Below are 25188 nucleotides of genomic sequence, written 5' to 3'. Positions count from 1 at the left end.
CATGCAATTACGTATTAACCAACAGGCCTATGAGGTCGATGCCGACGGCGACACGCCTTTGCTGTGGGTAATCCGCGACGACCTGGGCCTGACCGGCACCAAGTACGGCTGCGGCCTAGCCCAGTGCGGCGCGTGTTCGGTGCTGGTGGACGGCAACGTGGTGCGCTCGTGCGTCACGCCGGTGGCCGGTGTGGTCGGTCGCGAGATCACCACCATCGAAGCCATCGAGGCCGATGAGGTGGGCAAACGCGTGGTCGAGGCCTGGGTCGAGCGCCAGGTGGCGCAATGTGGTTATTGCCAGTCCGGGCAAGTGATGGCGGCCACCGCGCTGCTCAAGCACACCCCGGCGCCCTCGAAGGCGCAGATCGACGCGGCGATGGGCAACCTGTGCCGCTGCGGCACCTACAACGCCATCCATGCCGCCATGGATGACCTGGCCGCCGGGAAGGAGACCGTCTGATGAGCACTGTCCTGCCTGACGTAACCCTCGACGCGCCGATCAACCTGTCGCGTCGGCGCTTCCTGGCGAGTACCGCCGTCGGTGCACTGGTGATCGGCTTCGGCCTGCCCCTGGGCGCATCCCGAGTGCAGGCCGCCACCGGCGCTGGCGCCGAACGCGGCACCCAGGTGCCGGCTTTCCTGGAGATCCGCCCGGACGGCAGCGTGCGCCTGCTCAGCCCCTTCATGGAAGGCGGCCAAGGCACCCACACCGCCATGGCGCAGATCATCGGCGAGGAGTTGGATGCCGACCCGGCGACGTTCACCGTTGAAGCCGCGCCGCCCGGCGAGGCCTATGTGGTGATGGAAAATGGCCTGCGCATTACCGGCGGCAGCATGTCGGTGCGCATGAGTTACCCGACCATGCGCCGCCTCGGCGCCCTCGCCCGTGCCATGTTGCTGCAGGCCGCTGCCGAGCACCTGAATGTACCGGTCGCACAACTGACCACCCAGCCCGGCCGCGTGCTGCACGCCGCGTCGGGCCGCTCGCTGGGTTACGGCGAGTTGGCCGGGCGCGCCCTGGACATGCCCGTGCCGGACCCTGCCGGCATCACCCTGCGCGACCCGAGCCAGTTCCGCTGGATCGGCAAGCCGGTCAAACGCCTGGATGCCTATGACAAATCCACAGGCAAGGCGCAATACAGCATCGACCTGAAAGTCGATGGCATGCTCCACGCCGCCGTGCAGCACGCGCCGCGCCTGGGCATGACCGTGGGCAGCCTGCGCAACCAGGCTCAGGTCGAGGCCATGAAGGGCGTGCATTCGGTGCACACCTTGCCCGGCGCCGTGGCAGTGGTGGCCGAACGCTGGTGGCACGCCAAGCGCGCCGTTGAAGCGATCCAGGTGGACTGGCGCGAAGCCGCCGCCGACTCCAGCGTACGCGTGATGCCAGCGGACTTTTCCAGCGACAAATACCGTGACTTTCTCGCCACTCAGGAAGGCCCGGCCCGCGACGAAGAAAATGCAGGCGACGTAGCCGCCACGCTGGCCAGCGCCAAGACCCGCGTCGATGCCACCTATCACAACCAATACCTCAATCATGCCCAGCTTGAGCCGCCCTCGGCGCTGGCGCGCTACAACCCCGACGGCACGCTGGAGGTGTGGCTGCCGAACCAGGCGCCGGATATGTTCCGTGCCGACATCGCCAAGCGCACCGGCCTGGCCATCGAACAAATCACCCTGCACTCCCCGCTGCTGGGCGGTTTTTTCGGTCGGCACTTCCTGTATGAGTCGGCCAATCCGTATCCGCAAGCCATCGCCTTGACCAAGGCCGTCGGTCGTCCGATCAAGCTGATCTGGAGCCGTGAGGAAGAATTTGTGCGCGATGTGCTGCGCCCGGTCGCGGTGGTCAAGTTCCGCGCAGCGCTGGATGACCAGGGCCTGCCGCTGGCCATCGAAGCGGTCAGCGCCACCGAAGGCCCGACCGAAGCGATTGCCGGCAAACAGGGCGACAAGCTCGACCCCACGGCCCTCGAAGGCCTGTCGGGCAAGAGCTATGCGATCCCCAACAAGCGCATCGCGCAGATCTATGTCAAAGGCCCGGCTATGCTTGGCTACTGGCGATCGGTGGGCAATTCGTTGAACGACTTCTTCTACGAAGCGTTTCTTGATGAACTGGCCGACAAAGGCGGCCATGACCCCTACGAACTGCGCCTGCACCTGCTGCGCGACAATGCGCGGCTGACCACGCTGCTGCAAGCGGTGGGCGAATTGTCCGGCGGCTGGAAGCGCGGGCCGTTCACTGCCGAAGACGGCAGCCGCCGTGCCCGTGGCGTGGCCATGGCTTCGCCCTTTGGCTCCCACGCGGCAGTGATTGCCGAGGTGTCGATCGAGAACGGCCAGGTCAAGGTGCATGACATCTGGCAGGCCATCGACCCCGGCAGCATCGTCAACCCGGCGATCATTGAAGCCCAGGTCAATGGCGCCGTGGCCCTGGGCCTGTCGCAAACCTTGCTGGAGGAGGCGGTGTACGTGGACGGCATGCCACGGGCGCGCAACTACGACCTTTATCCGATCCTGCCGCCGTCGCGGATGGCGCGGGTGCACGTGAAGATCGTCGAGAGCGGCGAAAAGATGGGGGGCATCGGCGAACCGCCGTTACCGGCCGTGGCACCGGCGGTCGCCAATGCGGTAGCCCGGTTGACCGGCCAGCGCATCCGCAGCCTGCCATTGAGCCGCTACACCTTCAGTTAACCCACAGGGAACGCCCATGAACAACCGCCGATTCGCAAGAACCGCAGGCTGGCTGGCGCTGCCCTGCCTGGTCGTCGCGGGCCTCTTGGCCTGGTACGTCACCCGCGAGCCCGCCTCGCCGTTCGAACAGGAACACGCCACCGGCCTGGACCCGGCACTGGCCAGTCGCGGTGAGTACGTCGCCCGTGTGAGCGACTGCGTGGCCTGCCACAGCCTGGCGGGCAAAGCGCCGTTTGCCGGTGGCCTGGAGATGGCCACGCCGCTGGGGGCCATCCATGCCACCAACATCACCCCCGACCGCGACCATGGCATCGGCCGCTACAGCCTCGCCGACTTCGACCGCGCCGTGCGCCACGGCGTGGCACCGGGCGGGCGCCGCCTGTACCCGGCGATGCCCTACCCGTCCTACGTGAAGCTCAGCGACGACGACGTGAAAGCGCTGTACGCGTTCTTCATGAAAGGCGTGCAGCCGGCCGACCAGGCGAACATCCCCAGTGATATTCCCTGGCCGCTGAACATGCGCTGGCCCATCGCGCTGTGGAATGGTGTATTCGCACCCACTGCGCCCTATGCGGCCAACCCCGGCCAGGACGCGTTGTGGAACCGTGGTGCTTATATCGTGCAGGGCCCCGGCCACTGCGGCAGTTGCCACACGCCGCGCGGCCTGGCGTTCAACGAGAAGGCCCTGGACCAGTCCGGCGCGCCCTTCCTCGCCGGCGCCCTGCTCGACGGCTGGTACGCGCCCAGCCTGCGCCAGGACCCCAACACCGGATTGGGCCGCTGGAGCGAGGCGCAGATCGTGCAGTTCCTCAAGACCGGGCGCAACCAGCATGCGGTGGTCTACGGTTCGATGACCGAAGCGTTCAACAACTCCACGCAGTTCATGGCCGATGACGATCTTGCCGCCATCGCCCGCTACCTCAAGTCCTTGCCCGGCGACCCGCAGCGTGACGGCACGCCCTGGCAGTATCAGGTGGCCGATACGCGTCAGGACATCCCCGGCGCCCACACCTACGCGACCCGCTGCGCCTCCTGCCATGGCCTGGACGGCAAGGGCCAGCCGGAGTGGATGCCGCCGCTGGCGGGCGCCACTTCGGCGTTGGCCAGGGAAAGCGCCTCGGCGATCAACATCACCCTCAACGGCTCACAACGGGTGGTGGCCGCCGGGCTGCCGGACGCCTACCGCATGCCGGCGTTCCGTGAGCAATTGTCTGATCAGGAGATCGCCGAGGTGCTGACCTACGTGCGCGGTACGTGGGGCAACAGGGGTGAAGCGGTCGACGCCCAGGCAGTCAGCAAATTGCGCGGGCATACCGACCCGGCCAGCGCCAGCCCGATCATTTTGCATATGCGTTGATAGACACCGATCCAATGTGGGAGGGGGCTTGCTCCCGATAGCGGTGTGACAGTCGACCAAAATATTGACTGATCCACCGCCATCGGGGGCAAGCCCCCTCCCACAGGTTTCTCGTGTAGCAGTTAGAGCTGGCAGTCTGCATGATCCGCCAGGCACCAGCGTTCAAGGACAAGTAACCCAGACTTACATCACACAGCAGATTCAACTGTGGGAGGGGGCTTGCTCCCCATAGCGGTGTGACAGTCGACCAAAATATTGACTGATCCACCGCCATCGGGGGCAAGCCCCCTCCCACAGGTTTCTCGTGTAGCAGTTAGAGCTGGCAGTCTGCATGATCCGCCAGGCACCAGCGTTCAAGGACAAGTAACCCAGACTTACATCACACAGCAGATTCAACTGTGGGAGGGGGCTTGCCCCCGATAGCGGTGGGTCAGTCACCTCTTCATTGACTGACACCCTGCCAACGGGGGCAAGCCCCCTCCCACCTTTTGCTCCAGGCGCCTACTTGCTCTCGCCCGCCTTGCCTTCCTGCATCTGCACCGAAGATTTGCGGCCGCCGGTATTGTCCTTGGTGGTGTTATCGGAATTGTCGAAACAGCCGTGCAGCAGGAACACGCTGCAAAGGCTCAAGCACATATAAAACTTCTTCATGGAAACCACCTGATGAGTGAAGGAAATAGTCGTCAACCCTTGGTGTATGTGGCCAGTATCGGAGCACGAACGTTCCACGCAGGGGTAGTGAGACTGACGAATGGTTCGCTATTAACTTGCCAGCATTTACGCACGGCATATTTGCGCTAACCTTCATCCGCCAAGGCCTGTTATCCGGTGATCCCATGGACACGTTGAGCAAAGCGGAAATCGAGCGCGCGCTGTCACAGCGGCTGCGCAATTGCCGTGTCACCTGCACGATCACTCCGGACAGCAACCTGTCCATCACGGTGCTCGCGCCCGACGCCAATCAATTCACCATTGCCAATATCAACCGCGCCCGCTACCACGGCGAGTCAGGCATCAACCGGCTGGTGCGGGAGATCCTGGAAGACATGGTGGTGTCCCGAAAAACATACCGCCTCTCATCCGTGGGCTAAATGCGGGGACAAGAACAGAGCGAGGCTTCCCATGCCGGATACCCCTGCTACACCATCGCTGCACTGCACCATCGATTACCTTCAAGACACGCTGTTTGGCGTAAAGCCGCTTTCCTGCGAGAGCCAGGTCCGGATTACCGAGGACGGCGAGCGCGTAACGCTGCGTATTCTGCCGCCCTGGCCGGAAACATTGGCGAAGGCCCACACGGTTACGATCAAGGGAGAAGGTCGCACCTATCATGGCGTCCTGCTGGAAGCCCAGGCATCCGACGCCGATGAACTGGTGTTGAAAATCGAACGCCAGCCGCAACGGCCAGGGGCAACTGATCGCTAACCCCGCTCTCCCGCCAACGCACGTTGGTGAAAAGGCGCCAGCCACTTCAGCGCGTGCAGGGCCGCATCAAGCTGCACCTGCTCGCGCGACCCCATGAAGCGTTCCTTGCGACTGAAGATACTCAGCCGGTCGCCGATTCGATAAGCCCAGGCAAAACAGATAGTCCCGGCCGGAATCCCGTCCATGTCATCCGGGCCAAGCAGGCCGGTGGTGGCGACGGCGACCTGCGCCGTACTGTCACGCAATGCGCCTTCGGCCATCTCGCGGGCGACTTCGCAACTGGTGAGGTTGAAGGTGTCGATTGTGTACGCACGTACGCCCAGCAAGCGCTGTTTGGCCTGCGGCGAATAAACGACGTAACCACTTTCGATGCACGCCCCACCGCCCGCCACCTCTGACAGCAGCGTGATGATTTTGCCCGCCGTGCACGACTCGGCGCTGGTGAGGGTCATCTGGTGTTGTTTCAGGTAGTCGATAGTAGAAGCAGCGATGTCCATGGTGATTCTCCTGCATTCAAAACGTGGCCAGGTAGTCTGCCAATGTCAGCGCACAGGCCTCGATCGCGCCATCCACAATCAACTCATAGCCGTGGGTATTCTCGGTTGGAATCGCCAGGCAACCGCCGCGTGCCGAGGTGCCGTTACTCATGACGGCGCTGGCATCCGAGGCAAAATCCACCAGCAATGCATATTGCGGCGTATAGCCGCTGCGTTGTGCGGCAGCCGCCAGGCCGGTGACCACCGAGCGGGTGTAATAGCCTTTGAGGTCACCGGTATTGATGATCGGATCGACACTCAGGCGCGTGCCGTACTCGCTCATCACCGGGCCGACCTCCACCGCGATGGTGGTATCGCCCGGCAGTGTCCGCGCCGCATACATCGCGCCGGCATTGCACTCTTCCTCCAGGGTGGTGAAGATAAAATACACATCGCATGCCAGTTCCTGCCGGCGCTGATCCAGGTACTGCGCGCTGTGGAGTACGGCGGCGATGGGCGCGCGGTCGTCGAGAAAATGCGCGGCTGTCGCATCCCCCACCCGAAACGGCGCACGCCAATGGCGGCTCAGCGTGACGCGGCTGCCGGGACGCACACCGTAGTCACGCAAGGTCTGCACCGAGCACCGGGTGATCACATGCACGTCGTTCCAGTGCACGTCCCCTGACAGTACATCGGCGCCCTGGGGCGCATTGCCGGTTGCATGCATTGAGCCAAAGGACAGCACCCCCGGAATGAATTGATGATCGCCGAGTATGTCCACCGGGCACATGCCGAAATTCACCGGATTGGCGCCGCCCAACGCGGTCACCCGCAAGGTGCCATCGGTGTCGACATGCTTGACCACCATGGCGATTTCATCCATGTGCGCCATGATCTTCACTGCGCGCCGGGGCGCGCCATCGTCCTGCGCGCCTTTGACCAGGCCGATGACATTGCCGGCAGGGTCCACCCAGGTTTCGTCGCACAGCGGACGCAGGCGCTCCAGACAAATGGCGCGCACCTCATCCTCCTGGCCACCAGGGCCACGGGCGAGCAACAACTGCTCAAGCAAGTGGGGAATGGCGTGGGTTTCGGTCAAGGCGGTGTGGTCAGGCCGGGCATCGTTTGGCATCCGGGACGGTCTCCATTCGTGCGATTGAGCAATTATAAAAATGACCCGGCACATCGAGCGGTTGTTCCACAATTTTTTCGTTGGCACGCAAGCGCCTCAATCGGTTTGAACACCCACTTCGGCACGCTTTCTAGATGGGTTCTACAACCGCTCATGGAGGGAGTCCCAATGAAACTCACCCGCCTGCAACCTACGCTGCATTCGCTGTGCCTGACGATGTCCATTGCCGCGCTGACCGCCTGCGCCGGCAACGACTCGGCCTCCAACGTTGTCGCGCCCGGCGCGGCCAAATCACCCACCACGCGCAGCCTCGACGCCGGCGCCGCCCTGCTGCAATCGCGCCCGCCCATCGACGCGCTGAATGCCTACCTGGACGGTTTTCACTTCTACAACGGCCATCCCGACGTACAGATGGAAGCCCATCACTACTGCGCCATTCTCAACGAGGAGGTGATCCAGTGCGTGATCTACGACGGCAACCGTAAGGACGCCAAGTTGATGGGCGTGGAATACATCATCAGCGAACAGTTATTCAGCACACTCCCCACAGCGGAAAAGGCGCTGTGGCACAGCCACGTGCATGAGGTGAAATCGGGCCAATTGGTCGCCCCCGGCATCCCTGAAGTGGCCGAACACGCACTGATGGAAAAACTGGTGCACACCTACGGCAAGACCTGGCACACCTGGCATACCGACCTGCACAAGCGCCTGCCGCTGGGCGTTCCTCAGTTGATGATGGGGTTCACCGCCGACGGCCAGGCCGATGCGAAGATGGTCGCCGAGCGGGATCAGCGGCTGGGCATCGACAGTACCGAGAAAAAGACCGATCGCGCCGACATTCCCGCCCCGCCGATTGCACCCGGTGCGGACGCCTGGCGCCAGGGCAACATCATCCAGATCGTCGACCCCACCCAGACCGACCACCAGCACTGACGGCAGCAGCCGGTCATTTTGATTGAACGATCATTTGCCGGCGATTGCCTCACTAGAACCGGGGCGCACGTGTGCCCTTCGCACGAGGAGTCCGTATATGTCCTATGACCATCAAGGCACCGTCAGCCTCATCACTGCTTCGCGCCATCTGGGCACCGAAGATGATGAAGTGCTGAATGAGAACGCTGATATCAAAATGACCAGCAGCGGCAAGCCCACCATTGTTCGCGTGGATTTTTCCTCACCGCTGCAATGGCCCGGCCATCCCAACTTCGTCACGGTCAATTTGCCCGACGGCACGTCCGTTGGCGGTGTAATCGTGGCGCTGGAGCGCCCGGCCGATGGGCCAGGCTGGGTCACCTTCACGGTGGACGACTGAGCCTGCGCGCACGTCATCGCATTGTCCGACAAGTTCTTTGAATTTTTTTTGACGTCAAATATCTGTACTTCATGAGCATAGGGAGTCCTCATGAACAAGAGCGAATTATTCACGATCAACTATCAGCTTCACGGCAAGCCCAGGTCCTTTATCGTGCGCGCGGCGCGCATGAATAATGCTGAAGCATGGCACTGGGCCAGTTGCGATGCCGGCGTGGCGGTCATCCCCAGGTTCGGGCAAAACAACCTCAAGCGCGTCTCCAAGCCGATGGCGGAAAAATACGGCATTACGGACGTGCGCTGGTGCGGTGCGGCAGCGATTCAGTGGGCGGAGAGCGTTACATCATGAACAGTCAGGTGCTGGGCTTTACCAAGCGGCAGGCGGTGGACGACGAGGTGGCGCAAAACACGCAGATGTTTTTCGAAGCGGATCGACTCGATGCCCTGGCGTATAAAATCATCGAATCCTACAGCGGCGATGCGGCCACTTGGGCACGCTTCACCGAGGCAAAGAAGGTGGCAGACGCACAGCGTACCGCCGCTTATCGAGAGTGGATGCGCATTCACCGCGCGAGGAAGAAGTAAACCAAAGTCCGAAAGCACTGAATACCCAATGTGGGAGGGGGCTTGCCCCCGATGGCGATCTGTCAGTTATAAAGCGTTGACTGATACACCGCTATCGGGGGCAAGCCCCCTCCCACATTGGATTTGCACAGTACTCCGCATCGTCAGCAGCCCCCGCCCGAGTCGCATTCACCGCACGAAGATGAAGTAAACCAATAATCCGAAAGCACCGAATATCCACTGTGGGAGGGGGCTTGCCCCCGATGGCGATCTGTCAGTTATAAAAATTTGACTGATACACCGCTATCGGGGGCAAGCCCCCTCCCACATTTTAGACTTGCACAATACTCGGCATCTTCAGCAGCCCCCACCTGAGTCAGCGGGGGCGCACGCTCAAAGAATCGGCTTGCCCCCGGTCACGCCATAGCGCTCGCCGGAGATATAACTGCCCTCATCGGACGCCAGCAGCACATAAATCGGCGCCACTTCCACCGGTTGACCGGGACGACCCAGCGGCGTGTTGCTGCCGAACTCCTTGACCATGTCGTCAGTCATCGTCGACACGATCAACGGCGTCCAGATCGGCCCCGGTGCCACGCTGTTCACGCGGATCCCGCGCTCACCGAGCATCTGCGCCAGGCCTGCAGTGAAGTTGGCAATCGCGCCCTTGGTCGCCGCATAAGGTAGCAGTGACGGATTGGGCATATCGGAATTGACCGAGGTGGTGTTGATGATCGAACTGCCCTCGGCCATGTGCGGCAACGCTGCCTTGCAGATCCGGAACATCGCGGTGATGTTGACGTTGAAGGTTTTCACCCAGTCTTCGTCGGGAATGTCTTCCAACGATTTATAGGTCATCTGGAACGCCGCGTTGTTGACCAGCACGTCGATACGCCCGAACTGCTTGACCGTGTCATTGACGATGGCGCTGCACTGTGCCGCCTCGCCCAGGTCGCCGGGCAACAGCAGGCACTGACGCCCCGCCGCTTCGACCCAGCGCGCGGTCTCTTTCGCGTCCTCATGCTCATCCAGGTACGACACCGCAACGTCGGCACCTTCGCGGGCAAAGGCAATCGCCACCGCACGCCCGATACCGCTGTCGGCGCCGGTGATCAGGGCAATCTTGTTGGCCATCCGGCCCGAGCCTTTGTAGCTTTGCTCACCGCAATCGGGCATCGGCTCCATCTTGCGCTGGTCGCCGGGGACGGGCTGCTGCTGTGGCTTGAAGGGTGGTTTCGGGTAGTGGGTCATCGGGTTTCCCTCCTGTGTGTGGATAGTGTTGCGAGGGGTCGAAGGGCGCGATAGTTCAGAGCGATTTTCAGAAAATCTGATGACCGTTCCGGGCGCTGCACCCTATGGGTCATTCATAAGGGATCACCGAGATCTTGCCGTTGCGCTCAAGGATTGCAAAGCGGATCTGCCTGATCTCGAGAATGCCCTGGGACGAGCGCGCCGCCTCGAGGATATCGTCCTCATCCAGGCGTGCGCGCTTGAGGCGTTCATGGAGCACTCGGCCCTGTTCGACCACGACGGTCGGCCCGCCGTCGAGCAGGCGTGAGAACCACAGCGAACGCTGCTTGACCAATGAAAAGCCGATGTCGATGGCGATCAGCGTGACGATGACCAGCACCGCATTGGTCAGCGAAAAGTCATCCCCCAACAGGGCCTGCTGGGTGGCTTCACCGATCACCATCAACAGCACCAGGTCGAAGGTGGTGAGTTCCGCGAGGGAGCGCCTGCCGGCGATTTTGAACAGCACCAGCAACACCAGGTAAATCGCCGCTGCGCGCAGGACGGAGTCCATGACTGCCCCCTAGGGATAAATGAACTGAGACAAGGCCACGGTTGCGCCGTTGCCCAGCGAGACCTGGGTGTCGAAGCTGCCGACGCCGTCACTGCGCAAGGTCAGATACAGCGTCGCCCGCCCTTGATCGTCGCTCAGGGTCCACAGCTTCACGCCCTCGCCCGCCGTGCTGGCCTTCAGAGGCTGGGGCTGGAGCATTTCCACGTTGAAGCCCTGCAACAGCTCGCCGTTGATCGCGACTTCCAGTGGGGTGCGTGCGGGACCTTGCAGATGGATCACCAGTGCGTCTGAGGAACCATTGCGCAGGAAGCGCTGGTATTCGACGCGTACGTGGCCGTCGGCGCTGCGCACCTGGCTGGTGCTCAGTGGCCCTTTGGAAAACAGCCCCGCCAGCGTCAGCCCGATCAGGAGGACCAGCCCATACCAGCCCAGCCGCTCGAAGCGCCAGACCTTGCGCTGCAACGCCATATCCTCGCGTACCGGATAGTCGCGACTGTGCAGGTCGTCAGGCCCTGACTCGCTCATGTCCCGCCCTCTTTCAGCCCTTGCTGTGCTCCGGCGAAGACGGCCCCTTGGTCACGCCGCGCGGGCCGGACACGGCCCATATCACTGCTCCCAGGAACGGCAGCAGGACCACCACGGCGCTCCAGCCGGCCTTGCTCCCCGAAGAGTTTTCGCTACGCCATACGCTGTTGAGGACCCACAGGTCGAGCAACAGCAGGATGATCATCAAGCCAATCCAGAAATACATGGTGTCCATGGTGCACCTCCCAGTTATGAAACATTAGGTTTACCGGACGCGCACAGGGTTCAGAATTTTTCGACGGGCAGGCGCTGAATCTAAAGAAACGATAGTTGCGACGGAACTGAATCGTTGAATTGATCAATATTTCCGAGGCAACCAAATTGATACCGTCGCTTTTCACATCGGTCACAGCCTTATCGGAACCTGTTCAAGAAGGATTTACGCCATGCACCACACCGACACCTACGCGAAACGGATGGCCTGCCGCCAACTGGCGATGGAGCAGAACCAGAAGCTGTTCGATGAGGCCAACGCCCTCAGCCGCAGCGCATACGACCTGTTGGAATGCGCCGATTTCGACAGCGAAAAGTTCGATCACTACCTGCGCCTGCGCGCCAAGGCCGAAGCGCTGTTTCGTGAAGCGATCGAGCATCTGGGTGTACTCAACACGCACTTTCCGACGCCTGCATCCAGCGCGGCCAATGAGGGTGTGAAGGTTGTCATCCGTGAACAGGAGGTGGCGTGATGAATACCTCAAAGCAGGCTTGGGAGCTGGCGATGGTGCTGGTCGCCAACGGCAAGATTCCGTTCGACCCTGCCAACCCAAGCGGCTCGGTAAAGATCCTTTCGCGGCACCTGGAAGCGCTGGAAACCGCATTGCATGAGGAAGCGATGGCAAACACGCCGGTTGAGCGCCTGCGCAAACTCGGCAATCGCCGTTCTGCCCTGGCATGTGCCGATTGAGTTTGAGCAAAAGGTCAATGTGGGGCTTGCCCTAATACCGGTCAGTTAATGCTTTTTGTAGGAGCGAGCTTGCTCGCGAAAAACTCACAGGCACCGCGTTCATTCAGGAAGCACGCGTTATCGCTGACGTTTTTCGCAAGCAAGCTCGCTCCTACAGAGGGCCACGTACGCTTTACTGACTGGCATCAGGGCTTGCCCCCGATAGCATAGGCATCTACACGACTCTGTAGCGCTCAACCGTAACCACGATGCGAAGCGAGCCGCTCTTGATCTTGATCTGGCTTTTGATCTCAGGCGCCCCGTCAAACCAAGCTGGCCGGAGAGAGGGCACACCGAGCCTAAGCGAGGTGCCGAGTGGTGGGGCAAGAGCGTTTTGCTTACTTTTGCGCTTTTCAAAAGTGAGCCGCTGTAAAAGCGGAACCCTAAGTGGCCGTTACCGCAGAAACGGATATGTACTCGGTCCAATCCAACATCCTGGTCGGCCCTGAGGCCGCCATCGGGGGCAAGCCCCCTCCCACATCTGGATTGCGATCAATTCAGCGCAAAGCCATTGCGACCTGCCGACTTCGCCCCATACAGCGCCTTGTCGGCCGCCTCGATCAAGCTGAGCAAGCGCTCCAGTTCAACACCCACCGCCGCCGCAACACCGATACTCACACTCACACGCCCGAACGGGCTGCCCGGATGTTCGATGTTTTCCGCCAGCAACCGATCAATGATCAATTGCGCCACCACCGCCGCGCCTTCGCCGTCGGTCGCGGGCATGATAATGGCTATTTCCTCTCCGCCGTAACGCGCCACCAGATCCGACGGCCGCCGCACACAGGCTTCCAGCAAGTGGCTGACCCTCTGCAGACAGGCATCGCCGGCGACGTGACCCAAGGCATCGTTGTAGCGCTTGAAATAGTCGATATCGATCATCAGCAAGGCCAGCGCCGTGCCATCGCGCTGAGCCCGGCGCGCTTCCTGGGCCAGGGTTTCATCGAAGCAGCGACGGTTGGCCAGGCCAGTCAGCGCATCCTTCAGCGCCAGTAATTCAAGCTGTCGGTTGGAATCGAGCAGCTGTTGCTGGGCGATACGCAGCGCCTCTTCCACCAGGGTCCGCCGGCGGATATCGAGGATCAGGAACCAACCGATCAAGCCGGTCAGCCCCAGCAGCCCCGCCACCACCACCGCCGACAACGCAGCTTCGATACGCCAGGCCGCCAGCGACTCGTGCTTGCCCAGGGCAACGGTAGTGATGAGCGGCAGGCTCTCGCTTTTGCGGAAGGCATACAGCCGCTCTACTCCATCCAGGCTGGAGGTGTACGAAGCGGTACCGACGGAGCGGTCGACCAGATGCTGGGAATAGATAGGCGACTTGGAAAAGTTGCGCCCCATGTCCTGCTCGCGGAAGGGGTAGCGCACCAGCAAGGTGCCGTCGGTGTAGGACAACCCGATCGCGCCGTCCTGGCCGACATCAAGTTTGCCAAACACTCGCAGAAAGTTTTCCACCCCCAGCGTCACGGCCACCACCCCGGCAAAGTTGCCGGCCGCGTCATCGAAACGGCGGCTGATGGTCACCACCCACTCGCGGTTGGTATGGCTCTGAATCGGCGGGCCGATGAAAGGCTCACGGCTCGGATCGTCGCGATGATGGATGAAATACTCACGCGCGCTGCTGTTGGCACCCGCCGGAATCAAGCGATTGGAGGACAACAGCCAACCGCCCTGCCGGTCGTAGATGGTGATGCCGCTCAGTTGTGGCATCAGCGGCTGTTGTCGGCGGATCAAGGTGCTGATGCGCTGGATCTGCGCCGGGCCACTGCCATCGGTTTCCAGACGCTCGACCAGCCCCAGCAAGATCAGCGCGCTTTGCCGCACGATGCCTTCGGTGTAGGTAGTGAGCGCCTGGGTCAGGTTCAAGCCGTGCACGTCCACTTCCGCCAGCGCCCGCTCGCGGGAAGACAGGACTTTCCAGATCGTCAACGACGTCAGGGAACAGCCGATCACCAACAGCAAAAGCATCACAAGACGGGTATCACGCTTCACATCAGCACCTTAAGAAGTCCGGTTTCCGTTCCAGCCATCATTCGAACGTCGGTACTCACAGGGGCCACCGGTTCCGGGGCGCAAGCATACAAGCAGTCCGGCGGGGCCGCAGCAACAGAGTAGGTATCGGCAGGCGACGTTTCGAGACGGCACCAGGCAACGGTCACCGCCGGCATCAGACCAGGTAACGCTGTTATCCCGTTTCACACCGCATACGTGTAACTAAGCCCGATAGCAAGCAACGCCACTATTTCAATATCAACCCAAGTTAAAAAGTTATACGAAGCGGCATACAAACAGTGACTTTGTACAAGTTTCTCGCTGCGAACTACCGTTCATCGCCATTTTGAAAAAATTTCAAAACATCTGCCCGCTTGCTCTTATCGGAGTAGATGTCCGTTGCATAAATGGGCAACTAGCGAAACGACAACTGAACTTGGAGTATTGTTATGACCACTAGCAATAAAAACCCTGGCAACTTCGCTAACGATCGCGAGAAAGCGTCGGAGGCGGGAAAGAAAGGCGGCCAGGCGTCAGGTGGCAACTTTGCCAATGACCGCGAAAAAGCGTCGGAAGCGGGTCGTAAAGGCGGCCAGAACAGTCACGGTGGTGGACGCAAGTCATAACGAAGGGCATTAATCATGCGAGCGTCAATTGATTACCAGCGTGGCGAGTTGCATCACCGATCAATGGTGGAAGTGCGCACTGAAGCAAAATCCGGCGCACGCGCTAACACGACGCCGTGTTACGAACGCCGACAAGCCGCTGAACTAGCCGAAGCAACAGTCGGCGCGCCGCAAACACCACCATTGTGCGAGAGACACTTATAGCCCGTGCACCCGCACGAGTGAGTGTAAGTTACGTGAAAGATCGAAGTTAACGTTGTATAACCGACATAACGACGAGGTAACTGAACATGAGTACTCAAGACAAGAAAGGCCAAATGAGCGTCAATGAAGCCGGTAAAAAAGGTGGCGAAGCCACGTCGGCCTCCTATGACAAAGAGTTCTATCAAGAGATCGGCAGCAAGGGCGGCCAAAACAGTGGAGGGAACTTCAAGAATGATCCTGAGCGCGCCTCCGAAGCCGGTAGCAAAGGCGGCCAGAACAGTGGCGGCAATTTCGCCAACGATCGGGAGAAAGCCTCCGAAGCCGGGCGTAAAGGCGGCGAAAACAGCCATGGCGGCGGCCGCAACAGCTGATGTGCTTGATGCAGGGGAGCCAGCCTCCCCTGCTTTCATTGATGAGGGACACCATGCCTTTACACATTATTAATTTTACCGGCCCTGTCACTGCGTCAACCTGCAGCCAACTGATCGAAAAAGCCTCGTTAGCCGTGCAGCAAGACGCCTCGGGCCTGGTGTTGAACATCGCGACCATGGGCGGTGAATGCAGCTACGGGTTCACCATGTACAATTTCCTGATGTCCCTGCCAATACCGGTGCATACCCATAACCTGGGCACGGTGGAGTCAATGGGCAACATCATCTTTCTCGCCGGCGAGCGCCGTACTGCCTGCATCCACAGCAAATACCTGTTCCATCCGTTTCATTGGCACGTGCAAGGCGCAGTCGATCATTCGCGCATGTCCGAATACGCGATGAGCCTTGATTATGACTTGCAGTTGTATGCCCGCATCGTGGCAGAGCGCACCGCCGGTGCCAGCGAAACACTGGAAACGGAAAAGTACCTGATTGCCGCACCGCGCATTCTCGACCCCCAGCAGGCGCTGGCCGCCGGCCTGATCCACGCAATCGAGCTGCCCGTCATCAAGGCAGAGTTTGTGAGCAGCTTCATTCACACCTGACCCCGTTATGAATGGGAAACTCCAATGCACTTCGCTGCGGAATGGAATACTGGCATTAAAATATCAACTAAGCGCTTGTTTGAAATTCGTGCATCTATTGGTTGAAAACATCCGTCCAATCATGAATGGTTGCATTCCATTCAAGGAGGAACCGATGTGCCAGACTCACCAGCGGACTGTCGTTGCGTTCGATGCAAACAGCCCTATGAACCGACCTCGCAGGAGCCTGCCTATCTGGTGTCGAGCGCGTCAGAAATGCTCTGCCCGGCATGCAGACACACGTATTCAGCCGAGCTGATGAAAGAGGCACTTCAACGCAGCGTCCTGAAGTTATACACACTTCAGGAGCGGCGTGGGAAACAGTAGGTTTTAAACAAGTCTTCGAATGCGTTTCTGCAACTAACGATGCTGTCACTCGGGGGGTGGCGGCACATAGGGTTGTGCAATAAATGGAACATTGCCGGACGGCCGCCATCTCACATTTTCAAGCCCGTAACGCTCGGCAAGGGGCTTGCTTATTCGCTTGATTCTTTCATTGCGCGACCTCGGAATGACGCCGATTCCCGCATCGCAACATGCCCAATGCCAGGCTTCCGCATTATTCATCACCTCTGCCCTTATAATGAAAGACTTTGGCGTTTTGTGGTAGTCGTATTCAATGATATATAAAGAATTTTTCATAACTGCTCCTTCTGATTTTTTGTTGTTTGAGCAGAATGAAGGTTCAGAATTTTTCTCATCCAGATGAAAGATTTTGCGTTTTCAGCAGCACACGACCATTCGTCGGCAGTCGGTAAAAAAAATAAACCGCTACCCCTTTATTTGTTTCTCAATTGTGAGTCTGTTCACTCCAGGCTCTTGGTAAAAACTCCTGTCTTGCCCGTACTTAGTGCGGGCTTTTTTTCATGGCAACTTATTATGGCTAGACGCTCTGTTCGGACTGGCCAACGCGCTCGGCCAGAGACATGCGCGCATCCTTATATACGCAAGGGTTATTACTTGGGTTTGGACCCGACTGTCTATGTGTGCATGCGCTGCGGTGCACAGCGTGAGCCCGAGCGGTGGGACGATTTCGCACGTCGGCGCATGCCACCCCGGGGGCTTCTGAAGGAATCCCCGACCTGCGACAGCGATGATCAATACCCGCCTTGATACCTTTCATCCCCCCATCGTGAAATGCACCGGAACCTCAAACGGCGCAGGATTTTCTACCGAAAACACACCCTTAGGAGGACTGGAAAATGCCTGAGCAACCCCTGATAGCCAACCACACCCCTCAAGACACCCACCGACGCGGCACGCTGACCAAGGCTGAACGCGCGCTGTCGTTGACGGCCGGCGCTGCCCTGCTGCTGCAAGGCTGGCGCAAAGGCGGACTGGGCGGCGCATTGCACAGCGCGGCAGGCGCCTACGCCGTATTTCGCGGTTACGCCGGCCACTGCTCGCTCAAGCAAGCGCTGACGCCAACGCCCTTCGAACAACAGTTCAGTCGCGAACATCACTGGCCGATCAGCGAGGCGATCACACGCAGCATCACGATTGCGCGCCCGCTTGAGGAGGTGTCTGCCTTCCTCGCCCGGCCCGAGCAGATCGGCCCGCTGCTGCGCTGGGTCGACAGTGTCGAACAGCTTGCACCGGACACCACGCTCTGGACGCTGCGCGCTCCCGCCGGCAAGCGCGTGCAGTGCACCTTGATCCAGACCCAATCCCAGGAACCCTCGGTGTTGCATTGGAAAACCCCGGGCAATGCGCGCTGGGCGCACGACATTACCGTCTCGCTCACCCCTGCTCCCGCTGGCCGTGGCACGCAGGTCAAAGCGGTAGTGGTGTGCAAGCCGGCCATGGGCAAATTGGGCTATGGCCCGGCGCGGGCGATCAGCCTGTTCAGCGACAAGGCCTTGCTCAATGCACTGCAGGCCGTGAAACAGCAACTGGAAACCGGCGAGGTCAGCAACAACCGCCTCAGACCGGAACAGGATGACGACTTTTTTTACGTACACGCCGCCGATGACCAGGTGACCACCGATCACCCGGCCGTCAAAACCGGCGTCGCCATTGAAGGGGGACCTCACTGATGCGCGCACTCACCTGGCAAGCTCCGAACCTGTTGCAGGTCGACAATGTACCCGACCCGACGATCCTCAACCCGCGTGACGCGATCATTCGCGTGACGCTGTCCTCCGTGTGCGGTTCCGACCTGCACCTGCTCGGCGGCTACGTACCGGCCATGAAGCCTGGCGATATCATCGGCCACGAATTCATGGGCGAAGTGGTCGAGGTCGGCAAGGGCATCACCGACCTGCGCCAGGGTGACAAGGTGGTGACCATTTCGATTATCGGCTGCGGCAACTGCGAACCGTGCCAGCGCAGCGATTTTTCCTGTTGCGACAACTCCAACCCCAATCCGTCGGCGACGGACCTGATGTACGGCCAGCCTTGCTGCGGCATCCTCGGCTACAGCCACGCCTTCGGTGGCTACCCTGGCAGCCATGCGACCTACGTGCGGGTGCCGTTTGCCGACGTCAACCTGTTCAAGGTGCCCGAGGGCGTCAGCGACGAGCAGGCGCTTTTTGTTTCGGATGCAGCCCCCACCGGTTACTTCGCCGCGGACAATGCCGGTATCCAGCCCGGCGATACCGTGGCGGTGTGGGGTTGCGGCGGCGTGGGCCAGATGGCCATTTGCAGCGCGTACCTTCTGGGCGCGGAACGGGTGATCGCCATCGACCGCTACCCCGACCGGCTGCGCCTGGCCGAAGAGCGCGGCAAGGCGATACCGCTCAATTACGAGAAAACCAATGTGCATGAGGCCTTGTTGGAACTGACCGGCGGACGTGGGCCGGACCGCTGCATCGATTGCGTGGGGATGGAGGCCCATGGCACCGAAATCGATTACGCCTATGACAAGGCCAAGCAACTGCTCAGGTTGCACACCGAACGCGGCACTGTACTCAGGCAGGCCATCCGCGCCTGCCGCAAAGGCGGGACGGTATCGGTGGTGGGTGTCTATGGTGGGGTGCTCGACAAGTTTCCCATGGGCGCGATCGTCAACAAGGCCCTGACGTTGAAATCCGGGCAGCAGCCGGGTCAGCGGTATGCGACGACCCTGTTTGAGCATATTCAGAGGGGTGAGTTGGACCCTGCTTATTTGCTGACCCATCCGATGAGCCTTGAGGACGGGGCGCAGGGGTATCAGTTGTTCAAGGAGAAATCGGATGAGTGTATGCGGGTGGTGTTCAGGCCCTGATGTAGGGTACATATCCGTTATTTAGGTGGTGGCTGCTGGCGGTTCCGCTCTTACAGCGGGTCACTTTTGAAAAGCCCAAAAGTAACCAAAAGGCTCTTGCCCCACCACTCGGCACCTCGCTAATGCTCGGTGTGCCCGTAATCCGACATTGATTCGGGGGGCCGCCGCCACGCGCCATCCATGGCGCGGGGCGGCTAAACCGGCGTCCTGCCGGTTTACCCCCCAAATCAATATCGGATTACGGCCAGCGTGGTTTAACGGGGCGCCCAAGATCCAAAGCAAGATCAAAAGCGAGAGCGCTCGCTTCGCATCGTGGATACGCTGGGGCTTGCCCCAATGAGGGGAGTCAGTGAGTGCATCAGTGGCTGACACACCGTCATCGGGGGCAAGCCCCCTCCCACATTCGACCCGGATCGACACAAGGTACGGTCGGCTATAAGGCCGCCGCGCTTTTGCTTTTGATCTGCTTTTGATCTTAGACGCCCCGTTAACCACGCTGGCCGAACGCAGGCTTGAATTCGTGGGTAACCCGGCAGGACGCCGGGTTAGCCGCACTGGGCCAGGGATGGCCCATTGCGGCGGCCCACGGATTCAAGCCTGCGTTCGGGCACACCGAGCACTAGCGAGGTGCCGAGTGGTGGGGCGAGGACCTTTTGGTTACTTTTGGGTCCTTCCAAAAGTGACCCGCTGTAAGAGCGGAACCGCCAGCAGCCACAACCTAAATAACGGATATGTACTCGATCAGCCCCATCAACCTCACCCCGCCTGCACCGCCGGCGCCACCAACCGATTGCACCCATACAACACCATGCCCAGCACAATCAGCGCCCCACCCCGCAGCCAGGTATCCAGGCTCTGCTGGCTAAGCAGAATCAGACACGAAACAATCGCCAGCACCGGCACCCAGCTCGGCACACGAAAATGCTTCTCCTCGATCCTGTCACGACGCAATACCAGTACCGCCAGGTTGGTACTGAGAAACACAAACAGCAGCAACAAAACCACTGTCTCGGCCAAGGCCGCCAGCGTGCCGGTCAGGGTCAAGGCAATGGCCACGGCCGTGCTGGCAATGATCGCCACCCAGGGCGTACGGCGCTTGGGCAACACGCGTGACAACGGCTCCGGCAGCAGGCCCATGCGCGCCATGCCGTAGGTCAGGCGGCTGGCCATGACCATCGTCAGCAGCGCACCGTTGGCGACCGCCACCAAGGCGATGAAGGCAAACAGTTGCGGGGGAATATTCAGGCCCGAGGCGCGCACCACTTCGAGCAGCGGTGCCGAAGTGGCGGTCAGTTTGTCCATCGGCAGCACCACGGAGGCAGCGACACCGACCGCCATATACACGATGCCCGCCACGATCAACGCGGCGAACAGCGCGCGCGGATAGACCTTGCGTACCCCACGGATTTCTTCCGCCAGATTGGCCGACGTTTCGAAACCGACGAACGAATAGAACGCCAGCAATGCGGCGCCGAGCACGGCGAGCATCGGGTTGATGCCAGGTTTGAATTCGAACGCCCGCTCCAGGTTGGCTTCGCCGGACTGGAAACACCAGGCCGCGGCGACCACCACCAACAGCAGCCCGGACAGCTCCACGCAGGTCATCACCATATTGGCGCCCAGGGACTCCTTGATCCCGCGCGCATTCAACAGAGCAATCACCAGCAGAAAAACCAGCGCCGCCACATGGGGAGAGACATCGATGAACGCGGCCAGGTAGTCGCCGGCAAACGCCAGGGATAACCCGGCGGCGCTGGTGACGGCGGCGGCAAGCATGCAAAAGCCCACCAGGAATGAGATCAGTGGTGACTTGAATGCCTTCTCGGCGAACACCGAAGCGGCGCCCGCATGCGGGTACTTGGTCACCAATTCGGCGTACGAGCCGGCGGTGAGCATGGCGAAGAACAACGCCACCAGCAGCGGCACCCAGATCGCCCCGCCCACCTGGCCGGCAATGGTGCCGGCCAGCGCATAGACGCCTGCGCCGAGCACGTCGCCCAGGATAAACAGGAACAACATCGGGCCGGTTACGGCACGGCGCAAGGACGGCTTGGAGGGTTCGGCTTGGCTCAAACTGGATTCGGACATGGGCGGCTCTGGCGGCGGATTGTTATCTGCGATCAGTCGGCACGGGCCGGCTGACGCGAAGGCTATTTGCAATGGAAAATGCCCGCGTCACCAAAGTTCCGTTTTCCGCTGCAAACCGGCACAGGCACCCCGTCAATCGTCATCGGGCAAGTGTGCGTCAGCGCAGGGCAATCGACCCGATTCCCCGCCGGCAATCCGTTCCGCTTGATCAATGCCGCGCTTGAGCGCGTCGTGCACGGTCCATTCGGCGCCAGGCAACTGCCTGGTGCGCTCGACCACACATTGACCTGTGGCGGTGTACACGCTGACCAACACTTCAATATCGGCGTCCTCCCGCTCCCGGGCCCTGACTTCGATATGACAGCCATTTTCGACTTCCTGGGTAAAGCACTCTTCTTCCAGCGCCTTTTCGGCCCAGGCCTTATAGGTATTGCCACGAATGAACATAGCTGTTCTCCAAGACCGTTAGTGGGTGGTTCCTCAACTAATACATGAACTCTTTAGCAGGGATTACGTCTTTTTTCCAAGACGATTTCAATCATGCGCCTATAAGAACCCTATTAGCGTTTCGCTTGTTAAACCGTTCGTCAGGCGAAGTAACATTTTGTTAAACCAACCCCCGGTGGCTCATTCAAATTGTTCGGGAGCGCGGTGAAACGCGCCCTGTAGAGCGGCGGCAAAAGCCAGCGAAACCGAGCAGTCGATGCGTTTTATCGACTGACGGCGACGTATTGCCGGGCGTTAAACAATTAAGTGTGCCAAGTATCAACAAGCACAACGGCAGCGTTTCGCTCAAGCAACTTTTTTCGCGCACAGGCGCGGCGGCTTCGGCACTGTAACAACGGAAGTTTTCAATACAGGAGCAAGGCATGAAACGAACGATTGCTTATTGCCTGGCATCTCTGGCCAGCCTCTTCTTGTTAACCGGCTGCAACTTGGTGGTGTTCAATCCCAAGGGACAGGTTGCAACCGATGAACGCGACCTGATTATCCTCGCCACCGGCCTGATGTTGTTGGTGGTGGTGCCGGTGATCGTGCTGATGTTCGTATTCGCCTACCGCTACCGTGCGACCAACAAGAACGCGCGTTACTCGCCGCGCTGGGCCAGCTCCCACAAAATCGAAGCAGTGGTGTGGGGCGTTCCGTTGCTGATCATCATCGCCCTGGGCTGGGTGACGTGGGAAACCACCCACGCCCTTGACCCCTATCGCCCGCTCGACTCGGACACGCCGCCGATCAACGTGCAGGTCGTGGCCACCGACTGGAAGTGGCTGTTCATCTACCCCGACCTGGGTATCGCCAGCGTCAACGAACTGGCCCTGCCGGTGCACACGCCGGTGAGTTTCACCATCACCTCCGACGCGGCCATGACGTCATTTTTCATCCCGGCACTGGGCGGGCAGATCTACGCCATGGCCGGCATGCAGACCAAGCTGCACCTGATCGCCAACGAGACCGGCGAGTTCCGGGGCATTGCCGCCAACTACAACGGCCCCGGTTTTTCCGATATGCATTTCGCCGCGCTATCGCTGAGCCCCACCGACTTTCAAACCTGGGTGACCAAGGTCAAAGGCGCCTCCAAACCCCTTGACCACACGAGCTACGCGCAATTGGCCAAGCCCACCATCAAGCACCCGGTGACCTATTACTCGGCGGTGCAGGAGCGGCTGTTCCTGGACATCGTCGATAAATACGAAGGCATGAACAAGGCCAATAAAACCAGGCGCGCGCCAGTGAGCAGCGCGCAAAAACGCGCCGATCAACACCCCAGTCTGCTGGCCGAGGAGCGATAACAATGTTCGGAAAACTGTCATGGGATGCGATTCCAACCACTGAACCCATTGTGATGTACACGCTGGCCTTCATCGGGCTGATCGGCGTGGCGATGGTGGGCACGATCACCTGGAAACGCAAATGGGGCTATTTGTGGCGCGAGTGGTTTACCTCGGTGGACCACAAGAAAATCGGCTGCATGTACATCATCGTCGCGCTGGTGATGCTGCTGCGCGGATTTTCCGACGCCATCATGATGCGTACCCAGCAAGCCATGGCCGCCAGCGGCGGGCCGGGCTACCTCCCGCCGGAACACTACGACCAGATCTTCACCGCCCATGGCGTGATCATGATCTTTTTCGTGGCCATGCCCTTCGTGGTCGGCTTGATGAACGTTGTGGTGCCGTTGCAGATCGGCGCACGCGACGTGGCCTACCCGTTTCTCAACGCGCTGAGCTTCTGGCTGTTCGTGGCCGGTGCCGCGCTGGTCAACGTCTCGCTGGGGATCGGTGAATTTGCGCGCACCGGTTGGGTCGCCTATCCGCCGTTATCCGAACTGGGCTACAGCCCCGGGGTCGGCGTGGACTACTACATCTGGTCACTGCAAATATCCGGCATCGGCACGCTTTTGACGGGGGTGAATTTCTTCGTCACGATTTTGAAGATGCGCACCGAGGGCATGACTCTGTTCAAGATGCCGGTGTTCACCTGGAATGCGCTGTGCACCTCGGTGCTGATCCTCGCATCGTTTCCGATTCTCACCGCCACCCTGCTGATGCTGAGCCTGGACCGTTACCTGGGCATGCATTTCTTCACCAACGAAGCCGGCGGCAACCCGATGATGTACGTCAACCTCATCTGGGCCTGGGGGCATCCGGAGGTGTACATCCTGATCCTGCCGGCGTTCGGGGTGTTTTCCGAGATTGCCGCCACGTTCAGCAGCAAGCGGCTGTTCGGCTACGTGTCGCTGGTGTGGGCGACGATTGCGATCACCGTGTTGTCATTCATTGTGTGGCTGCACCATTTCTTCACCATGGGCGCAGGCGGCAACGTCAATGCGTTCTTCGGCATCATGACGATGATCATTGCAGTGCCGACCGGGGTGAAAATCTTTACCTGGCTGTTCACCATGTACCGTGGCCGGGTGCGCTTCGAAACCCCGATGCTGTGGACCCTGGGCTTTATCGTGACCTTCAGCATCGGCGGCATGACCGGGGTATTGCTGGCCGTGCCGGGGGCTGACTTCCTGCTGCACAACAGCCTGTTTCTGATCGCGCACTTTCACAACGTGATCATCGGCGGCGCGGTGTTCGGCTATATGGCCGGCCTCACCTACTGGTTCCCCAAGGCCTTTGGTTTCCGCTTGAACGACAAGCTGGGGCGCATTGCCTTCTGGTGCTGGCTGGTCGGCTTCTACCTCGCGTTCATGCCGTCCTACGTGCTGGGCTTCATGGGCATGACCCGGCGCCTCAACCATTTCGACAATCCGCAATGGCGGCCCTGGCTGTTGGTGGAGCTGGTCGGCGTAGGCGTCATTCTTTGCGGCGTTGCGGCCCAGGCCCTGCAACTGTTCGTCAGCATCCGCAACCGTCACCAGTATCGCGACCTCACGGGCGACCCGTGGGACGGGCGCACCCTGGAGTGGGCCACCTCCTCGCCGCCGCCGCTGTACAACTTCGCCGAGCAACCCAAGGTCAACGACCTGGACGCCTATTGGGGCATGAAGGAGCGCGGTGTGAGCACCCTGAGCCACACCGACTACCGCGCCATCCACATGCCGCGCAACACCGCCTCGGGCCTGGTGATCACCCTGTTCGCGCTGATCTGCAGCTTTGCCCTGGTCTGGCATATCTGGTGGCTGGCGGCGTTCGGGCTGGTGGCCTCGGTGGTGGCGTTCGTGGTGCGCAGCTACGACGAAGACACCGATTACTTCGTGCCCGCGCAGGAAGTCGCGCGCATTGAAACGGCACGTCTCAAAGACCTGGAAGAGGCTTGAT

General features: G+C 60.4%; 29 protein-coding genes. 18 read left to right on the top strand and 11 right to left on the bottom strand.

All coding sequences use genetic code 11. The features are described from left to right. Nucleotide 1: 1 nt before the first annotated feature. Genes BOP93_RS10210 through BOP93_RS10200 form a run of 3 tightly spaced genes read left to right on the top strand, consistent with a single transcriptional unit; the run spans nt 2 to nt 4048 of the window. Nucleotides 2-460 (top strand): (2Fe-2S)-binding protein, encoded by a 459-nt coding sequence (locus BOP93_RS10210; protein ID WP_104502502.1) that lies wholly within the window; start codon nt 2-4, stop codon nt 458-460. Then, nucleotides 460-2691: a xanthine dehydrogenase family protein molybdopterin-binding subunit gene (locus tag BOP93_RS10205; protein ID WP_104502501.1), complete on the top strand. Its 2232-nt coding sequence runs from the start codon at nt 460-462 to the stop codon at nt 2689-2691. Before BOP93_RS10210 ends, BOP93_RS10205 begins: the two co-directional genes overlap by 1 nt. Before the next feature lie 16 nt (nt 2692-2707). Then, nucleotides 2708-4048, top strand: coding sequence for a c-type cytochrome (locus BOP93_RS10200; protein ID WP_104502500.1), 1341 nt, complete (start codon nt 2708-2710; stop codon nt 4046-4048). Between the two features lie 501 nt (nt 4049-4549). On the opposite strand, the gene BOP93_RS27595 is transcribed toward BOP93_RS10200, so the two are convergent. After that, on the bottom strand, nt 4550-4699 hold the full coding sequence (locus BOP93_RS27595; RefSeq protein WP_167400614.1) for a hypothetical protein: 150 nt from the start codon (nt 4697-4699) through the stop codon (nt 4550-4552). A 185-nt stretch (nt 4700-4884) separates the two neighbouring features. On the opposite strand from BOP93_RS27595, the gene BOP93_RS10195 reads away from it, so the two are divergent. Together BOP93_RS10195 and BOP93_RS10190 are read left to right on the top strand one after the other, a co-directional pair. Continuing rightward, entirely contained in the window at nt 4885-5139 is a 255-nt protein-coding gene (locus tag BOP93_RS10195) for a hypothetical protein (protein WP_104502499.1), read from the top strand. A gap of 31 nt (nt 5140-5170) precedes the next feature. After that, a complete protein-coding gene (locus tag BOP93_RS10190; protein ID WP_104502498.1) occupies nt 5171-5473 on the top strand; it encodes a hypothetical protein in 303 nt (100 codons plus the stop codon). Here BOP93_RS10190 and BOP93_RS10185 read toward each other — a convergent pair. Beyond that, nucleotides 5470-5970 (bottom strand): CinA family protein, encoded by a 501-nt coding sequence (locus BOP93_RS10185; RefSeq protein ID WP_104502497.1) that lies wholly within the window; start codon nt 5968-5970, stop codon nt 5470-5472. The genes BOP93_RS10190 and BOP93_RS10185 overlap by 4 nt on opposite strands. 16 nt (nt 5971-5986) lie before the next feature. Continuing rightward, the gene (locus BOP93_RS10180; RefSeq protein ID WP_104502496.1) at nt 5987-7081 is read right to left on the bottom strand and encodes a M28 family peptidase; all 1095 of its coding nucleotides are present in this window, start codon (nt 7079-7081) and stop codon (nt 5987-5989) included. A 216-nt stretch (nt 7082-7297) separates the two neighbouring features. On the opposite strand from BOP93_RS10180, the gene BOP93_RS10175 reads away from it, so the two are divergent. From BOP93_RS10175 to BOP93_RS10160, 4 genes are all read left to right on the top strand, one after another. Next, nucleotides 7298-8014 (top strand): OBAP family protein, encoded by a 717-nt coding sequence (locus BOP93_RS10175; protein ID WP_420220237.1) that lies wholly within the window; start codon nt 7298-7300, stop codon nt 8012-8014. Between the two features lie 97 nt (nt 8015-8111). Further along, nucleotides 8112-8393, top strand: a complete 282-nt coding sequence (locus BOP93_RS10170) for a hypothetical protein (protein ID WP_104502494.1) — start codon at nt 8112-8114, stop codon at nt 8391-8393. A 90-nt stretch (nt 8394-8483) separates the two neighbouring features. Beyond that, nucleotides 8484-8741: a DUF6555 family protein gene (locus tag BOP93_RS10165; protein WP_104502493.1), complete on the top strand. Its 258-nt coding sequence runs from the start codon at nt 8484-8486 to the stop codon at nt 8739-8741. Further along, nucleotides 8738-8977 carry a hypothetical protein gene (locus tag BOP93_RS10160; protein ID WP_057721927.1) on the top strand — a complete coding sequence of 80 codons (240 nt, stop codon included), beginning with the start codon at nt 8738-8740 and terminating at the stop codon, nt 8975-8977. The genes BOP93_RS10165 and BOP93_RS10160 overlap by 4 nt, the downstream gene beginning before the upstream one ends. Before the next feature lie 372 nt (nt 8978-9349). On the opposite strand, the gene BOP93_RS10155 is transcribed toward BOP93_RS10160, so the two are convergent. The 4 genes from BOP93_RS10155 to BOP93_RS10140 all read right to left on the bottom strand — a co-directional run bounded on the left by BOP93_RS10155 (nt 9350) and on the right by BOP93_RS10140 (nt 11520). Further along, nucleotides 9350-10207: an SDR family oxidoreductase gene (locus BOP93_RS10155; RefSeq protein ID WP_104502492.1), complete on the bottom strand. Its 858-nt coding sequence runs from the start codon at nt 10205-10207 to the stop codon at nt 9350-9352. A gap of 109 nt (nt 10208-10316) precedes the next feature. Then, a complete protein-coding gene (locus BOP93_RS10150) occupies nt 10317-10760 on the bottom strand; it encodes a DUF421 domain-containing protein (protein WP_104502491.1) in 444 nt (147 codons plus the stop codon). A 9-nt stretch (nt 10761-10769) separates the two neighbouring features. Then, nucleotides 10770-11285 (bottom strand): hypothetical protein, encoded by a 516-nt coding sequence (locus BOP93_RS10145; protein ID WP_104502490.1) that lies wholly within the window; start codon nt 11283-11285, stop codon nt 10770-10772. Nucleotides 11286-11298: 13 nt separating this feature from the next. Continuing rightward, nucleotides 11299-11520 (bottom strand): PLD nuclease N-terminal domain-containing protein, encoded by a 222-nt coding sequence (locus tag BOP93_RS10140; RefSeq protein WP_104502489.1) that lies wholly within the window; start codon nt 11518-11520, stop codon nt 11299-11301. Nucleotides 11521-11731: 211 nt separating this feature from the next. On the opposite strand from BOP93_RS10140, the gene BOP93_RS10135 reads away from it, so the two are divergent. Both BOP93_RS10135 and BOP93_RS10130 read left to right on the top strand, forming a co-directional pair. Then, nucleotides 11732-12031, top strand: coding sequence for a hypothetical protein (locus BOP93_RS10135; RefSeq protein ID WP_104502488.1), 300 nt, complete (start codon nt 11732-11734; stop codon nt 12029-12031). After that, nucleotides 12031-12249: a hypothetical protein gene (locus BOP93_RS10130; protein WP_104502487.1), complete on the top strand. Its 219-nt coding sequence runs from the start codon at nt 12031-12033 to the stop codon at nt 12247-12249. Before BOP93_RS10135 ends, BOP93_RS10130 begins: the two co-directional genes overlap by 1 nt. 531 nt (nt 12250-12780) lie before the next feature. On the opposite strand, the gene BOP93_RS10125 is transcribed toward BOP93_RS10130, so the two are convergent. After that, nucleotides 12781-14280 (bottom strand): sensor domain-containing diguanylate cyclase, encoded by a 1500-nt coding sequence (locus tag BOP93_RS10125; protein ID WP_104502486.1) that lies wholly within the window; start codon nt 14278-14280, stop codon nt 12781-12783. A gap of 449 nt (nt 14281-14729) precedes the next feature. Here BOP93_RS10125 and BOP93_RS10120 point away from each other — a divergent pair, with 449 nt between their 5' ends. The 3 genes from BOP93_RS10120 (at nt 14730) to BOP93_RS10110 (ending at nt 16086) form a co-directional block, all read left to right on the top strand. After that, nucleotides 14730-14906, top strand: a complete 177-nt coding sequence (locus tag BOP93_RS10120) for a general stress protein (RefSeq protein WP_019821495.1) — start codon at nt 14730-14732, stop codon at nt 14904-14906. Between the two features lie 290 nt (nt 14907-15196). Continuing rightward, a complete protein-coding gene (locus BOP93_RS10115; protein WP_104502485.1) occupies nt 15197-15481 on the top strand; it encodes a general stress protein in 285 nt (94 codons plus the stop codon). 53 nt (nt 15482-15534) lie between these two features. Next, nucleotides 15535-16086, top strand: coding sequence for an ATP-dependent Clp protease proteolytic subunit (locus BOP93_RS10110; protein ID WP_104502484.1), 552 nt, complete (start codon nt 15535-15537; stop codon nt 16084-16086). Nucleotides 16087-16497: 411 nt separating this feature from the next. On the opposite strand, the gene BOP93_RS10100 is transcribed toward BOP93_RS10110, so the two are convergent. Next, nucleotides 16498-16767, bottom strand: a complete 270-nt coding sequence (locus tag BOP93_RS10100) for a DUF6555 family protein (RefSeq protein ID WP_104502482.1) — start codon at nt 16765-16767, stop codon at nt 16498-16500. Between the two features lie 560 nt (nt 16768-17327). Here BOP93_RS10100 and BOP93_RS10095 point away from each other — a divergent pair. Both BOP93_RS10095 and BOP93_RS10090 read left to right on the top strand, forming a co-directional pair. Continuing rightward, entirely contained in the window at nt 17328-18161 is an 834-nt protein-coding gene (locus tag BOP93_RS10095; RefSeq protein WP_104502481.1) for an SRPBCC family protein, read from the top strand. Beyond that, nucleotides 18161-19330 (top strand): zinc-dependent alcohol dehydrogenase, encoded by a 1170-nt coding sequence (locus tag BOP93_RS10090; RefSeq protein ID WP_104502480.1) that lies wholly within the window; start codon nt 18161-18163, stop codon nt 19328-19330. Before BOP93_RS10095 ends, BOP93_RS10090 begins: the two co-directional genes overlap by 1 nt. Nucleotides 19331-20086: 756 nt before the next feature. Here BOP93_RS10090 and BOP93_RS10085 read toward each other — a convergent pair. After that, nucleotides 20087-21418: an APC family permease gene (locus BOP93_RS10085; RefSeq protein ID WP_237140408.1), complete on the bottom strand. Its 1332-nt coding sequence runs from the start codon at nt 21416-21418 to the stop codon at nt 20087-20089. 132 nt (nt 21419-21550) lie between these two features. Further along, nucleotides 21551-21865 carry a hypothetical protein gene (locus BOP93_RS10080; protein WP_104502479.1) on the bottom strand — a complete coding sequence of 105 codons (315 nt, stop codon included), beginning with the start codon at nt 21863-21865 and terminating at the stop codon, nt 21551-21553. A 422-nt stretch (nt 21866-22287) separates the two neighbouring features. Between BOP93_RS10080 and cyoA the strand changes: the two genes are divergently transcribed. Both cyoA and cyoB read left to right on the top strand, forming a co-directional pair. After that, on the top strand, nt 22288-23211 hold the full coding sequence (gene cyoA / locus BOP93_RS10075; RefSeq protein WP_104502478.1) for a ubiquinol oxidase subunit II: 924 nt from the start codon (nt 22288-22290) through the stop codon (nt 23209-23211). Between the two features lie 2 nt (nt 23212-23213). Then, the gene (gene cyoB, locus BOP93_RS10070; RefSeq protein ID WP_104502477.1) at nt 23214-25187 is read left to right on the top strand and encodes a cytochrome o ubiquinol oxidase subunit I; all 1974 of its coding nucleotides are present in this window, start codon (nt 23214-23216) and stop codon (nt 25185-25187) included. Nucleotide 25188: the final 1 nt, after the last annotated feature.

The sequence above is a fragment of the Pseudomonas orientalis genome (assembly GCF_002934065.1).
In the GTDB taxonomy this organism is placed as follows: Bacteria; Pseudomonadota; Gammaproteobacteria; order Pseudomonadales; family Pseudomonadaceae; genus Aquipseudomonas; species Aquipseudomonas orientalis_A.
This window is presented reverse-complemented; position numbering and strand designations above follow the sequence as displayed.

What these genes read in the sequence shown, in the direction of transcription:
- BOP93_RS10210 (WP_104502502.1), top strand. Translation starts at nt 2, where the DNA reads ATGCAATTACGTATTAACCAACAGGCCTATGAGGTCGATGCCGACGGC.
- BOP93_RS10205 (WP_104502501.1), top strand. Translation starts at nt 460, where the DNA reads ATGAGCACTGTCCTGCCTGACGTAACCCTCGACGCGCCGATCAACCTG.
- BOP93_RS10200 (WP_104502500.1), top strand. Translation starts at nt 2,708, where the DNA reads ATGAACAACCGCCGATTCGCAAGAACCGCAGGCTGGCTGGCGCTGCCC.
- BOP93_RS27595 (WP_167400614.1), bottom strand. Translation starts at nt 4,699, where the DNA reads ATGAAGAAGTTTTATATGTGCTTGAGCCTTTGCAGCGTGTTCCTGCTG.
- BOP93_RS10195 (WP_104502499.1), top strand. Translation starts at nt 4,885, where the DNA reads ATGGACACGTTGAGCAAAGCGGAAATCGAGCGCGCGCTGTCACAGCGG.
- BOP93_RS10190 (WP_104502498.1), top strand. Translation starts at nt 5,171, where the DNA reads ATGCCGGATACCCCTGCTACACCATCGCTGCACTGCACCATCGATTAC.
- BOP93_RS10185 (WP_104502497.1), bottom strand. Translation starts at nt 5,970, where the DNA reads ATGGACATCGCTGCTTCTACTATCGACTACCTGAAACAACACCAGATG.
- BOP93_RS10180 (WP_104502496.1), bottom strand. Translation starts at nt 7,081, where the DNA reads ATGCCAAACGATGCCCGGCCTGACCACACCGCCTTGACCGAAACCCAC.
- BOP93_RS10175 (WP_420220237.1), top strand. Translation starts at nt 7,298, where the DNA reads ATGTCCATTGCCGCGCTGACCGCCTGCGCCGGCAACGACTCGGCCTCC.
- BOP93_RS10170 (WP_104502494.1), top strand. Translation starts at nt 8,112, where the DNA reads ATGTCCTATGACCATCAAGGCACCGTCAGCCTCATCACTGCTTCGCGC.
- BOP93_RS10165 (WP_104502493.1), top strand. Translation starts at nt 8,484, where the DNA reads ATGAACAAGAGCGAATTATTCACGATCAACTATCAGCTTCACGGCAAG.
- BOP93_RS10160 (WP_057721927.1), top strand. Translation starts at nt 8,738, where the DNA reads ATGAACAGTCAGGTGCTGGGCTTTACCAAGCGGCAGGCGGTGGACGAC.
- BOP93_RS10155 (WP_104502492.1), bottom strand. Translation starts at nt 10,207, where the DNA reads ATGACCCACTACCCGAAACCACCCTTCAAGCCACAGCAGCAGCCCGTC.
- BOP93_RS10150 (WP_104502491.1), bottom strand. Translation starts at nt 10,760, where the DNA reads ATGGACTCCGTCCTGCGCGCAGCGGCGATTTACCTGGTGTTGCTGGTG.
- BOP93_RS10145 (WP_104502490.1), bottom strand. Translation starts at nt 11,285, where the DNA reads ATGAGCGAGTCAGGGCCTGACGACCTGCACAGTCGCGACTATCCGGTA.
- BOP93_RS10140 (WP_104502489.1), bottom strand. Translation starts at nt 11,520, where the DNA reads ATGGACACCATGTATTTCTGGATTGGCTTGATGATCATCCTGCTGTTG.
- BOP93_RS10135 (WP_104502488.1), top strand. Translation starts at nt 11,732, where the DNA reads ATGCACCACACCGACACCTACGCGAAACGGATGGCCTGCCGCCAACTG.
- BOP93_RS10130 (WP_104502487.1), top strand. Translation starts at nt 12,031, where the DNA reads ATGAATACCTCAAAGCAGGCTTGGGAGCTGGCGATGGTGCTGGTCGCC.
- BOP93_RS10120 (WP_019821495.1), top strand. Translation starts at nt 14,730, where the DNA reads ATGACCACTAGCAATAAAAACCCTGGCAACTTCGCTAACGATCGCGAG.
- BOP93_RS10115 (WP_104502485.1), top strand. Translation starts at nt 15,197, where the DNA reads ATGAGTACTCAAGACAAGAAAGGCCAAATGAGCGTCAATGAAGCCGGT.
- BOP93_RS10110 (WP_104502484.1), top strand. Translation starts at nt 15,535, where the DNA reads ATGCCTTTACACATTATTAATTTTACCGGCCCTGTCACTGCGTCAACC.
- BOP93_RS10100 (WP_104502482.1), bottom strand. Translation starts at nt 16,767, where the DNA reads ATGAAAAATTCTTTATATATCATTGAATACGACTACCACAAAACGCCA.
- BOP93_RS10095 (WP_104502481.1), top strand. Translation starts at nt 17,328, where the DNA reads ATGCCTGAGCAACCCCTGATAGCCAACCACACCCCTCAAGACACCCAC.
- BOP93_RS10090 (WP_104502480.1), top strand. Translation starts at nt 18,161, where the DNA reads ATGCGCGCACTCACCTGGCAAGCTCCGAACCTGTTGCAGGTCGACAAT.
- BOP93_RS10085 (WP_237140408.1), bottom strand. Translation starts at nt 21,418, where the DNA reads ATGTCCGAATCCAGTTTGAGCCAAGCCGAACCCTCCAAGCCGTCCTTG.
- BOP93_RS10080 (WP_104502479.1), bottom strand. Translation starts at nt 21,865, where the DNA reads ATGTTCATTCGTGGCAATACCTATAAGGCCTGGGCCGAAAAGGCGCTG.
- cyoA (WP_104502478.1), top strand. Translation starts at nt 22,288, where the DNA reads ATGAAACGAACGATTGCTTATTGCCTGGCATCTCTGGCCAGCCTCTTC.
- cyoB (WP_104502477.1), top strand. Translation starts at nt 23,214, where the DNA reads ATGTTCGGAAAACTGTCATGGGATGCGATTCCAACCACTGAACCCATT.